9 protein-coding genes and 4 tRNA genes are annotated in these 11,788 nt (G+C 41.4%); 10 read left to right on the forward strand and 3 right to left on the reverse strand.

The annotated features are described in order from the left end of the window. Positions 1 to 62: 62 nt before the first annotated feature. The 6 genes from argJ to ACT53H_RS17680 all read left to right on the forward strand — a co-directional run bounded on the left by argJ (position 63) and on the right by ACT53H_RS17680 (position 3,033). Positions 63 to 1,283 carry a bifunctional glutamate N-acetyltransferase/amino-acid acetyltransferase ArgJ gene (argJ, locus tag ACT53H_RS17655; protein WP_476009774.1) on the forward strand — a complete coding sequence of 407 codons (1,221 nt, stop codon included), beginning with the start codon at positions 63 to 65 and terminating at the stop codon, positions 1,281 to 1,283. A gap of 144 nt (positions 1,284 to 1,427) precedes the next feature. Beyond that, positions 1,428 to 2,492, forward strand: a complete 1,065-nt coding sequence (gene nadA, locus ACT53H_RS17660; RefSeq protein ID WP_004794428.1) for a quinolinate synthase NadA — start codon at positions 1,428 to 1,430, stop codon at positions 2,490 to 2,492. A gap of 142 nt (positions 2,493 to 2,634) precedes the next feature. Further along, positions 2,635 to 2,711: transfer RNA gene (locus ACT53H_RS17665), tRNA-Pro, on the forward strand. Positions 2,712 to 2,767: 56 nt separating this feature from the next. Further along, a tRNA-Arg gene (locus ACT53H_RS17670) sits at positions 2,768 to 2,844 on the forward strand. A gap of 32 nt (positions 2,845 to 2,876) precedes the next feature. Then, positions 2,877 to 2,952, forward strand: a tRNA-His gene (locus ACT53H_RS17675). A gap of 4 nt (positions 2,953 to 2,956) precedes the next feature. Continuing rightward, a tRNA-Pro gene (locus tag ACT53H_RS17680) sits at positions 2,957 to 3,033 on the forward strand. 195 nt (positions 3,034 to 3,228) lie between these two features. On the opposite strand, the gene add is transcribed toward ACT53H_RS17680, so the two are convergent. Beyond that, positions 3,229 to 4,224, reverse strand: coding sequence for an adenosine deaminase (gene add / locus ACT53H_RS17685; RefSeq protein WP_476009775.1), 996 nt, complete (start codon positions 4,222 to 4,224; stop codon positions 3,229 to 3,231). A 402-nt stretch (positions 4,225 to 4,626) separates the two neighbouring features. Here add and ACT53H_RS17690 point away from each other — a divergent pair, with 402 nt between their 5' ends. Continuing rightward, positions 4,627 to 5,802, forward strand: a complete 1,176-nt coding sequence (locus ACT53H_RS17690) for a zinc-binding dehydrogenase (protein WP_476009799.1) — start codon at positions 4,627 to 4,629, stop codon at positions 5,800 to 5,802. A 103-nt stretch (positions 5,803 to 5,905) separates the two neighbouring features. Here ACT53H_RS17690 and ACT53H_RS17695 read toward each other — a convergent pair whose 3' ends face one another. Then, a complete protein-coding gene (locus tag ACT53H_RS17695) occupies positions 5,906 to 6,853 on the reverse strand; it encodes a LysR substrate-binding domain-containing protein (protein WP_476009776.1) in 948 nt (315 codons plus the stop codon). A 245-nt stretch (positions 6,854 to 7,098) separates the two neighbouring features. Between ACT53H_RS17695 and ACT53H_RS17700 the strand changes: the two genes are divergently transcribed. The 3 genes from ACT53H_RS17700 (at position 7,099) to ACT53H_RS17710 (ending at position 11,149) form a co-directional block, all read left to right on the forward strand. After that, complete coding sequence (locus tag ACT53H_RS17700) at positions 7,099 to 8,319, forward strand: acyl-CoA dehydrogenase (protein WP_009390606.1); 1,221 nt, start codon at positions 7,099 to 7,101, stop codon at positions 8,317 to 8,319. A 226-nt stretch (positions 8,320 to 8,545) separates the two neighbouring features. Then, a complete protein-coding gene (locus ACT53H_RS17705) occupies positions 8,546 to 9,868 on the forward strand; it encodes an MFS transporter (protein WP_476009777.1) in 1,323 nt (440 codons plus the stop codon). Between the two features lie 51 nt (positions 9,869 to 9,919). Beyond that, a complete protein-coding gene (locus ACT53H_RS17710; RefSeq protein WP_476009778.1) occupies positions 9,920 to 11,149 on the forward strand; it encodes a CaiB/BaiF CoA transferase family protein in 1,230 nt (409 codons plus the stop codon). 40 nt (positions 11,150 to 11,189) lie between these two features. Here ACT53H_RS17710 and ACT53H_RS17715 read toward each other — a convergent pair whose 3' ends face one another. After that, the gene (locus ACT53H_RS17715; RefSeq protein ID WP_002061576.1) at positions 11,190 to 11,741 is read right to left on the reverse strand and encodes a TetR/AcrR family transcriptional regulator; all 552 of its coding nucleotides are present in this window, start codon (positions 11,739 to 11,741) and stop codon (positions 11,190 to 11,192) included. Between the last annotated feature and the right edge of the window lie 47 nt (positions 11,742 to 11,788).

The raw sequence follows: 11,788 nt of genomic DNA on the forward strand, positions 1-11,788 counted from the left end.
CTGCATTGCATCGCTTTTTTTGAAATATTGATCTTATTCAACAAACTTTGGATGTTCTAAAAATGGCTGTCGGTGACGTAACAATGCCACAAATGCATGTGGTAAAAGGTGTAAAAATTGGCTCAACAGAAGCATATGTACGTTACCAAAACCGACGAGATTTAGTCATTTTTGAGTTTGCAGAAGGTTCAAATGTTGCTGGTGTATTTACTCAAAATGCATTTTGTGCAGCTCCTGTTCATGTTTCTAAAGCCCATCTTGCCGAAGGTAATCCTCGTTATTTAGTGATTAATACAGGTAATGCCAATGCAGGAACAGGACCTACGGGTTTGAAAAATGCTCAGGATACTTGTGCAAAATTGGCGGAGATTGCTGGGGTAAATAGCTCAGAAATTTTGCCCTTTTCTACAGGTGTGATTGGTGAACAGCTTCCGATGGAACGTTTACTTGCTGGTCTTCAGCCTGCATTAAATAGCGTACAAGAAGCGGCTTGGAATGATGCTGCATCTGGCATTATGACCACAGACACAGTACCTAAAGGTGCATCTGAACAATTTGAACTTGATGGCATTACTTATACCATGACAGGTATTAGTAAAGGCGCCGGAATGATCCGCCCGAACATGGCAACCATGTTGAGCTTTGTGGCAACAGATGCACCTATTCGCCGTGATTTAGTACAAAAGTTACTAAAAACCACGGTTGAGCATTCATTTAACCGTATTACGATTGATGGTGATACCTCAACCAATGACTCTTGTATTTTTGTTGCAACAGGTCAGGCGGGTGGCGCTGAAATTACAACAGACAGTGATGCACGCTACACCAAAGTGTTAGAAGTACTTGCTCGTGTAATGAATCGTTTAGCACAGTTAATTGTTCGTGATGGCGAAGGCGCGACGAAGTTTATTACTGTGGCTGTAGAGGGTGGCGGTAACATTCAGGAGTGTTGTGACATTGCTTATAGCATTGCGCATTCACCACTCGTCAAAACTGCACTTTTTGCATCGGACCCGAACTGGGGACGTATTTTAGCTGCGATTGGCTATGCAGGAGTTAAAGACTTAGATGTGTCTAAAATTCAAGTATGGTTAGATGACGTACAAATCTGTAAAGACGGCGGCGCAGCTGAGGACTATACCGAAGAAGCGGGCGCGCGCGTTATGGCTCAAACCGAAATTACCATTCGTGTTGATTTAGGACGTGGTCAAGCCAAAGACACGGTATATACCTGTGACTTATCTTACGACTATGTCAAAATTAATGCTGATTACCGTTCTTAAATATCAGTTATAATCAAGCCTCCACAAAGAGGCTTTTTTATTAGCCCCAACTTTTGATATTAAATGATTCAATCCGTAAATCATTTAAGCAGTAACGTTATATGCGAGCAGGTATGCCAGCATGAAGGATAGAGAAGACGTTTTATGAGTGATGCGACTTTAATTGCCAACGATGCAAAAAACATTGTACAAGCGCATTTAGACCGTTTAGGTGAGCCAAAAGACAATCGCTTAAGTGAAGAAGCAAAACAACAAAAGTTTGCACAGATCGAAGCAGAGCTCAAAAAACGTGATGCTGTCCTTGTTGCTCATTACTATTGCGACCCTGAAGTACAGGAGCTTGCCGAAAAAACAGGTGGATGCGTTTCTGACTCTTTAGAAATGGCCCGTTTCGGACGAGATCATGCTGCCTCAACACTGGTTGTTGCTGGGGTCAAATTTATGGGAGAAACAGCAAAAATTCTGTCTCCTGAAAAAACAATTTTAATGCCGACGCTTGAGGCAACCTGTTCACTCGATTTGGGCTGTCCAGTTGACGAGTTCACAGCATTTTGTGATCAGCACCCTGACCACACTGTAGTTGTTTATGCCAACACATCGGCTGCTGTTAAAGCACGTGCAGATTGGGTGGTGACTTCAAGCTGTGCTGTTGAAATTGTTGAACACCTAGATAGCTTAGGCGAAAAAATTATTTGGGCACCAGATCAGCACTTGGGTCGCTATATTCAAAAGAAAACCGGTGCAGATATGTTGCTTTGGGATGGCGCATGTATTGTGCATGAAGAATTCCGTGCACGTGGTATTGCTAACATGAAAGCACTCTACCCAGATGCGGCTGTATTGGTACATCCAGAGTCACCAGAGTCGGTTGTAGACATTGCAGATGCAGTAGGTAGTACTTCTCAACTGATTAAAGCTGCGCAGACTTTGCCAAATGAAAGACTCATTGTGGCAACTGACCGTGGTATTTTCTACAAAATGCAGCAAGCGGTACCGAATAAGATTTTAGTTGAAGCGCCAACAGCAGGTGAGGGAGCAACTTGTCGTTCATGTGCTCACTGTCCTTGGATGGCAATGAATGAACTCGACGGAATTTTAGAAGTTTTACAAAAAGGTGATCAGGAAATACACGTTGATCCAGCGCTTGCTGAACGTGCCAAAATGCCTTTAGATCGAATGTTAGCCTTTAGTGCATCGTTAAAGCGTTAAAAAACCTCAAAATGCTTGTTAAATATACATTTGATAAGGATTTTTAACTTTTTTTGACAATAGGTGTTGACGTCTGAGGGCGTCGCGCCTAGAATGCACACCGTACCGCACGATGTGCGATACAGCAAAAGCTGAGATAGATCGGAGCATAGCACAGCCTGGTAGTGCACCTGGTTTGGGACCAGGGGGTCGTAGGTTCGAATCCTACTGCTCCGACCACTTAAAATAATATTTTAAGATCGGCGAAGTATCGCATGATAAGCATCATCGGTTAAGCGCCTGTAGCTCAGTTGGATAGAGCATCCGCCTTCTAAGCGGATGGTCACAGGTTCGAATCCTGTCAGGCGCGCCACTCGGTAGCTTGGTACATAGAACTATTTGATGGTGGATGTAGCTCAGTTGGTAGAGCCCTGGATTGTGATTCCAGTTGTCGCGGGTTCGAATCCCGTCATTCACCCCAATTTCGGAGCATAGCACAGCCTGGTAGTGCACCTGGTTTGGGACCAGGGGGTCGTAGGTTCGAATCCTACTGCTCCGACCATATTTAAAAGCATTAAAGCTTTAAAAATATCCCAAAGATTAAAAAATTTCTTCATATCTTACCGATAGAAGAAATTTTTTTGTTTTCTAGTTCGAAATTTTAATTCAAACGTACTCCAATATTTGAACGTGTTTATATAAGCTCTGTTCTCTGTTCTCTGTTCTCTGTTCTCTGTTCTCTGTTCTCTGTTCTCTGTTATTGATATTTCTGCTTTAACTCATCTTTTTCTTGATCAGATAAAAATGCGATTTTAAGTCCATTTTCTTGAGCTGTATAAATTTGCTCAGGGCTTAAACCAGCTAATGGGGCAGCAGTTAAATATTCATGTTGTATCTCAATACCTTCTACTGCTGGGTCATCTGTATTAATGGTGGCAAGTACACCATGTTCTAAAAAAGTCTTTAATGGGTGTTCTGCTAAAGAAGGCACTGTGTTGGTTTGAATGTTTGAGGTTAAGCAAGACTCAATACCAATCTCATGTTTAGCTAAATAATCTAAAAGTTTTAAATCTTGAACTGCTTTAACACCATGTCCAATTCGTTCAGCACCTAATTCTTCAATAGCTTGCCAAATACTTTCTGGGCCGGCAGCTTCTCCTGCATGTACCGTAATGTGCCAACCTGCATCACGTGCTTTTTTAAAGTGATCAATAAATAAATTGCCCGGAAAACCAAGCTCATCTCCAGCGAGATCCAACGCTTTAATATCATTTTTATGGGCAATAAGGGCATTTAACTCTTTTTCGCAGGCTTCTTGACCAAAAGTACGGCTCATAATGCCAATTAAATTCGCTTTTACCCCGTAAGCTTGACTGCCTTCTTTCACACCAGCAATAACTGCTTCAACAACACCTTCAAGGGGAAGTTGATGTGTCATTCCCATATAACCCGGTGAAAAACGCAGCTCTACATAGTCTAGCCCTTGCTGTGCTGCATCTTGCATATTTTCAAAAGCAATACGTTTACAGGCATCTAAACTCGCTAATACTTTTACGCCCCAATCGAGCTTGGATAAGAAACTTAATAAGTCAGGTTGGTTATCCATCACTTGTACGTGTGGTCGTAACGTTTCAATGTCGTAGGCGGGTAAATCTAAATGGTATTGTTGCCCCAGTTCTAAAATGGTTTGAATGCGGATGTTGCCATCAAGATGACGGTGTATATCAGTAAGCGGAAGGGTTTTTGTAATCATAGACTTCTTCTTATCTATTGCTATTAATTCATCATGCCTGTTTAGGACTGCTGATAAAAGTTTGGATTTGCTATGTTTTTGTGAAAAGCGTTGAATTGAGTTTTTTGAACTTACTATATTTGTATTAGTTTTAATTTTGATGACATTGTTCTGGCCTAAGAAGACAACACAGTCTGTGTAAGATACAAGCACCAAGATTTTTATTGTTTTTAATTTCGCTGAGTTTATCTATTGTTGACTATTCAACAATAGATTGACTAAAGAATGGTCATTGGTATTTTGGCTTTTCCTTGTAAATATGGGCAAAGGCTTGCTAAAGACCAAACTGATAAAGCGATTAATTTATCTGTAGAAATCTATTTCTGGCAAGTAAATGAAAAAGAAGAAATAGGAAGCGCTCAAATGAAGTCGGTACTTTGTCATCAAGCAAAATTACAAGTGGTGGACCAACCGAAATTAACGCCTGCAAAAGGACAGGTGTTATTGGAGGTAGTGCGATGTGGGATTTGTGGCTCTGATTTACATATGCAGCACCACTGTGACCACATGCATGATTTGGCTGCACGTGTTGGATTTAATGGTTTAGCGAAGTCCACAGATCCGTTTGTACTGGGACATGAATTTTGTGGCAAGGTTTTAGACTACGGTCCAAAAACACGTCATAAATTTAAAGCCTACACACTTGTTTGTGCAATGCCTCTTTTAAATGTAGATCAGCATGGTTATTTGTCTACAGGGCTTTCTCCAAATGCATCTGGTGGCTATGCTGAGCAAGTATTGGCTCAATCGAGCTTGATGTTTGAAGTACCCAATGGCTTAGATGCCGATAGCGCCGCCATGACTGAACCTATGGCGGTTGCATTGCATGCCGTTCGCCGTAGCCGTGTGAAAACCAGTGAGCCTGCTATTGTGATTGGCTGTGGTCCTGTTGGGCTAGGTGTCATATTAATGCTTAAAGCGGCTGGCGTTAAAACCGTAGTTGCCAGTGACTTTTCACCTAACCGCCGTAAGCTTGCCGAGCAATGCGGTGCCGATATTGTGGTAGACCCTAAAGAGACATCACCATTTGCCAACTGGAAAGAGTTTGGTTTGCTTGGCAATGTTTCTGATGCCATTAACATGGGTATGGGGCTGTTTGATAAATTGCAAGCGACTCGCTTACCGTGGTGGCATGGATGGCGCATGATTGATAAGTTAGGTGCTCTGCCAAAACGTCCTGTTATTTTTGAATGTGTGGGCGTACCGGGTGTTTTACAGCAGATTATTGAAGGGGCGCCTTTATTTTCCCGAATTGTTGGGGTTGGGGTGTGCATGCAAAGTGACAAAATAGAACCCGCACTTGCGATTAATAAAGAGTTAGAAATTCAGTTCGTGTTAGGTTATACACCGCTTGAGTTTCGAGATGCGCTACATATGATTGCAGAAGGTAAAGTGAATTGTTCACCGCTCATTACCGGTGTTGTCGGTTTAGAGGGTGTTACGAGCGCATTTGAAGCATTACGTGATCCTGAACAGCATGCCAAAATCTTGATTGATCCGAAACGTAGTGGTACAGACATTCAATTGATGAATCATTAATTCAAAGTCATTTATGCATAACTAAAAGGTTGTGATCTCATCAATCACAATCTTTTTTTATGTTTATAGATCGCAATATTGAGCATAAATCAGAGCTGTTCAGCTAATTGGTACTACTTTTTAGTTGCTCTAACTCTTGGTAAATCCACTCAACAAATTTTTGAATAGTCGGTGAGATATCTTGGCTCGAATGAATGAGATAGTACTTTCGGCTGCCTTTTAATTTTTTATTGGAAACAATCACCAGTTCTTTTTTTTGTAATTCAGATTCAATCAGCATTTGCGGAATTAGAGCCATTCCCATGTCATGACTGGCGGCAACCGCAAGCATTGAAAATAACTCATGGCGTTGTCCATCAAAAGGTTTCGGGTGCTGCATCAGATGGGTTAGAAACCATTCTTGCCAAATGCTAGGCCGAGTGGTTTGTTGTAGCAGGGGAATTTTTAGCAAATCTTCAGAGCTTAGATCATAGGTATTTTCATTGATCATGACTGCATCTGGAAAATACTTCTCGATCAGCCTTGGTGAGCACACAGGTACGATTTCTTCATCCATTAAATAATGTGCTTGTATGCCGGGCCAATGGTCAATTTGCTGCTGCGTTCCTGCAAAAATGGCAGCGTCAAAAATATTGTCGTTAAATAAAAAAGGTTTAGTACTGGTTTCTAAGTGAACCGTAATTTCAGGGTGTTTTTGATTTAAAAGATGGAGCTTGGGTAACAGCCAACGCGTTGCAAAGGTAGGAACGACACCTAACTTTAATGTTCCACCTAAACCTTTATGAGAAATCACGTCGGCCGTACATTTCTCTAAACCTAATAAATAGGGCTTAATACTTTTAAAATACTGCTGACCTGCAATGGTCAGCTCGACGCCATGCCGAGTACGTATAAAGAGTTCAACGCCTAGGAAATCTTCTAACTGCTGAATTTGGCGAGAGACTGCGCTTTGGGTAATGCATAACTCTTGCGCAGCATAGGTATAACTTAGATGTTTTGCTGCACTTTCAAAGCAAATCAGGCCCTGAATAGACGGGATGCTTCTTCGCATAGATAAATCCTTTTATTTGTCGTCATATTTCGAAAAAGCATATGAGCTAAATGCAGATATCAAAGTTTAGTATAAAAATAAGCCATTTTTAATGAGATACAACGAATTAAATATCTAAATTTAATACGTCATATTTTAAATATGCGTAAGTCGCATATCTGCATGAACATTTATCGTTTGATTACTGCATTTTTCACGCATAACATCGAGTTAAATAAAGAAGATCAAATCAAGCAGAGGATGCGATGAATCACATGGTGACAACAAAAAAAGCAAAAGTTCAATTTAACTGGCAAGACCCTTTTTTAATTGAGCAACAGCTTACCGAAGATGAGCGCATGATTCGTGATGCGGCTCATGCCTATTGCCAAGAACGTTTGCAACCGCGTGTACTTGAACAATTCCGTCATGAAAAAACAGATCCATCTATTTTCCGTGAAATGGGAGAGCTTGGCTTACTGGGTCCAACCATTCCTGAGCAATATGGCGGTGCGGGTTTGAACTATGTGAGTTATGGCTTGGTTGCGCGTGAAATTGAATATGTCGATTCGGGCTACCGCTCTATGGCGAGCGTGCAAAGCTCATTGGTGATGGTTCCGATTCATGAATTTGGTACCGAAGAACAAAAGCAAAAGTACTTACCTAAACTGGCCACTGGTGAATATATTGGTTGTTTTGGTTTGACCGAACCTGATCATGGCTCAGACCCGGGCAGTATGATTACCCGTGCTAAAAAAGTTGACGGTGGTTACCGTTTAAGTGGCGCAAAAATGTGGATTACCAACAGTCCGATTGCCGATGTATTTGTCGTCTGGGCAAAAGAAGTTTCTGCTGAAGGTAATGTCGGTGATATTCGCGGCTTTATTTTAGAAAAGGGCTGGGAAGGTCTATCTGCACCTGCCATTCATGGCAAGGTCGGTTTACGTGCCTCAATTACAGGTGAAATTGTAATGGATAACGTTTTTGTACCTGAAGAAAATGCATTCCCTGAAATTCGAGGTTTAAAAGGTCCATTTACCTGTTTGAACAGTGCGCGTTATGGTATTGCATGGGGCGCGATGGGGGCTGCCGAGTTCTGCTGGCATACCGCACATCAATACACCATGGACCGTAAACAATTTGGTCGTCCGTTGGCTGCAAATCAGTTGATTCAAAAGAAACTCGCAGATATGCAAACTGAAATTGCATTAGGCTTGCAAGTAGCTTTACGTTTTGGCCGTATGAAAGATGAAGGTATTGCATCAGTTGAAGGGACATCTTTAATTAAGCGTAATAACTGTGGAAAGGCGCTTGATATCGCTCGTATGGCGCGCGACATGATGGGTGGAAACGGCATTAGTGACGAGTTTGGCGTAGCACGTCATTTGGTTAACCTTGAAGTCGTGAATACCTATGAAGGCACACATGATGTTCATGCTTTGATTTTAGGTCGTGCTCAAACAGGCATTGCCGCATTTAGTAACTAACTCATTCATTTTTAACAGATCGAGGTGTTCTTTCGGGAGCACCTTTTAGGATTTTTACGCAAAAATTTATGGAAAATGACAAGATTCATCGTAAGGATACTCATGTAAAGATGTGCCTCTGTGTACTTAAAAATAAACGTAAGATGATGAAAATATAGAAGATTAAGTCATGCAGAAAACATAAGTAGGCTACCGATGACTCATTTGGGAAAATGAGGAACTAAATATGAACAATGACGTTCAAGTAATATCGAAAGAATTAAGAAATACATTTCCAAGTAACCTTGGAACATACGAAAGGATTGGACCTCATACATGGAAATGGGCCTTGTTATTTGCCTATTTTGCAATGGTAGTCGATGGCATAGATATTATGCTGTTGTCTTATAGCTTGACCAGTTTAAAGGCAGAGTTTGGTTTAAGTACCTTTCAAGCGGGTGCATTAGGCAGTGCTTCTTTGGCTGGGATGGGTATTGGCGGTATTTTGGGTGGTTGGGCATGTGATAAGTTTGGTCGCGTACGAACCATTGCCAACTCAGTAACCTTCTTTTCTGTAGCGACTTGCTTATTGGGTTTTACGCAAAGCTTCGAGCAATTTATGGCATTACGTTTTATTGGTGCTTTAGGAATTGGAGCACTCTATATGGCCTGCAATACCTTAATGGCTGAATATGTGCCAACCACGTACCGTACAACGGTATTGGGCACGCTACAGACGGGTCAGACCGTAGGTTATATTGCTGCGACCCTCTTAGCTGGCGCAATTATTCCAGATCATGGCTGGCGTGTTTTGTTCTTCCTGACCGTGGTGCCTGCTTTTGTTAATATTTTCCTGCAACGATTTGTGCCAGAGCCAAAATCTTGGCAGCTCACTAAAATTGAAAGCTTGCAAGGCAACAGACAACCTAAAGAAAGAGTGGTGGCTGAAAAGCCGAAAAGTGGCAGTATTTATAAGCAAATTTTTAATAACTTTAAGCACCGTAAAATGTTTCTGTTGTGGATGACCACAGCATTCTTCTTACAGTTTGGTTATTACGGCATTAACAACTGGATGCCAAGTTATTTAGAAACAGAAGTGCATATGAACTTTAAAAACTTAACTAGTTATATGGTGGGTTCATATACCGCAATGATTCTAGGCAAAATTTTAGCAGGTTATCTTGCTGACAAATTTAACCGACGTGCTGTTTTTGTGTTTGGAACAATAGCCAGCGCCGTATTTTTGCCAATCATTATTTTCTTTAATACCCCTGACAATATTTTGTATTTATTGATCACTTTTGGTTTCTTATATGGCATCCCATACGGTGTGAACGCCACTTATATGGCTGAAAGTTTTTCAACCGATGTACGCGGAACAGCGATTGGTGGTGCTTATAACATTGGTCGTGTCGGGGCAGCTATTGCACCAGCCACGATTGGATTCTTGGCGTCGGGCGGTACGTTTAGCATGGCTTTTATTGTGATGGGCGCTGCGTATTTTGTTGCAGGTGTATTGCCAGGCTTATTTATTAAAGATCGTCAGTACGATCCGCAAAAAAAATCATAAACAATGACAAGAAGGTGCTTTGGGCGTCTTCTCAAAGATAAGGGTAGCGTTATGGGTGCATTACAAGGAATTCGAGTTTTAGATTTAAGTCGTGTGCTTGCGGGGCCATGGTGTGGGCAAATCTTGGCAGACCTTGGCGCAGAAGTGATTAAAATTGAACGTCCTCGAGTCGGTGATGACACCCGTATGTGGGGGCCACCATGGATGCCCGATCAAGATGGAAACATGACCCGTGAATCTGGTTATTTCCAGTGTACGAATCGCAATAAATATTCGGTTGCGGTAGACATAACCACATCCGAAGGTCAGGCCTTAATTTATGAAATCGCCAAGACTGCCGACGTGGTAATTGAAAATTATAAGACAGGGTCTTTGGCTAAATATGGTTTGGACTACGCGTCATTAAGTGAGTTAAATCCAAATATTGTTTATTGCTCGATAACTGGGTTTGGGCAAGATGGCCCACGGGCAGAAGAACCCGGTTATGATTTTATTATTCAGGGTATGTCTGGCTTAATGAGCATTACTGGCGAGCCTGATGATGCGGCAGGTGGTGGGGCGCAAAAGGTTGGTGTGGCTGTGGTCGATATTCAAACTGGGTTGTATTCAACCATTGCCATTCAAGCGGCCTTGATTGCACGCTCGCACACCGGACGTGGTCAATATATTGATATGTCACTCCTTGATGTACAGGTCGCGGCACTGGCAAATCAGGGAATGAACTATTTAGCTTCAGGGAAAGCCCCACAACGCATGGGTAATCAACACCCAAGTATTGTGCCGTATCAAACTTTTAAGGCTAAAGATAAAGAATTTATTATTGCTTGCGGTAACGACAAACAGTTTAAAGATTTGTGTATTGCGATTGGTTATCCAGAGTTGCTCGAAAATGAAAAGTTTGTGCGCAACCAAGACCGCGTAAAATATCGAAATGAACTGATTCCTTTATTGTCCGAGCACTTTTTGCAAAAGACCGCTACAGAATGGGTTGATATGATTCATGCGCTTAAAGTACCCGTAGGTGTTATCAACTCTATTGAAGATGCTTTGGCTGAACCACAAATCGTACATCGCAACTTGGTGGTGAATATTCCTCATCGTTTAAATGAAAACTTCCAAACCATTGGCTCACCAATCAAGCTGTCTGATACTCCAGTTGAATATCATCATGCACCACCAGAGCTTGGTGAGCATACGGCTCAAATCTTATCCAGATTTAAAACAGCAGAAGAACTGGCTACGTTAAAAGAGAAAGGCATTATTGATGGGAAGATTGCTTAATCAAAATCTCATCTATTCAATTGCAGCTCTAGGGCTGCAATTATAAATTTTGGTTAATATTAAATAATTGATTAATAGAATTTTTCATGTTTATTGCAAGTGTTTCATCGAAACCATCGACTAAAAAGCGGCTAATGAGCCCTTCAATCACCGTATAGATCAGCTCAGATAAAGCTTCACCATTTGGCATATTGCAGTTTGCGGCGATGAGTTCTTTAATCCATTGTTTATGGGCTTTAGAAATAGAAATAATGTCTTGATCATCTTGGTTAGATTCCGCAACTGCTCTTACAAATAAACAGCCTTTAAAAAAATCTTGCCTAAACCAGTTGGTGTGCCAATCCAGAATCTTATTGATGGCTTCTAACCCTGTTGCATCTCCAACATAGCCCAAAAGGCTTTGCTTAAACCGTTCATCACGTGCAACGAGCACAGACTTAACCAGTTGATTTTTATTTTTATAGTACGTGTACATGGTGGTTTTAGAGCAGCCAGATTCATCCCGAATCAGGTCAACACCAACCCCGACAAAACTATTTTCATTAAATAACTTCTCGGCTGTATCTAATATTTTCAAGGCAGATTTTGACATGTGTCTTTTCCAAAAAATAAAATAGTACAGATCTGTACTATTTGAAA

Source organism: Acinetobacter sp. DMC2, assembly GCF_056314305.1.

Coding starts and splice junctions, on each gene's coding strand:
- argJ (WP_476009774.1), top strand. CDS start 63: ATGGCTGTCGGTGACGTAACAATGCCACAAATGCATGTGGTAAAAGGT.
- nadA (WP_004794428.1), top strand. CDS start 1,428: ATGAGTGATGCGACTTTAATTGCCAACGATGCAAAAAACATTGTACAA.
- add (WP_476009775.1), bottom strand. CDS start 4,224: ATGATTACAAAAACCCTTCCGCTTACTGATATACACCGTCATCTTGAT.
- ACT53H_RS17690 (WP_476009799.1), top strand. CDS start 4,627: ATGAAGTCGGTACTTTGTCATCAAGCAAAATTACAAGTGGTGGACCAA.
- ACT53H_RS17695 (WP_476009776.1), bottom strand. CDS start 6,853: ATGCGAAGAAGCATCCCGTCTATTCAGGGCCTGATTTGCTTTGAAAGT.
- ACT53H_RS17700 (WP_009390606.1), top strand. CDS start 7,099: ATGAATCACATGGTGACAACAAAAAAAGCAAAAGTTCAATTTAACTGG.
- ACT53H_RS17705 (WP_476009777.1), top strand. CDS start 8,546: ATGAACAATGACGTTCAAGTAATATCGAAAGAATTAAGAAATACATTT.
- ACT53H_RS17710 (WP_476009778.1), top strand. CDS start 9,920: ATGGGTGCATTACAAGGAATTCGAGTTTTAGATTTAAGTCGTGTGCTT.
- ACT53H_RS17715 (WP_002061576.1), bottom strand. CDS start 11,741: ATGTCAAAATCTGCCTTGAAAATATTAGATACAGCCGAGAAGTTATTT.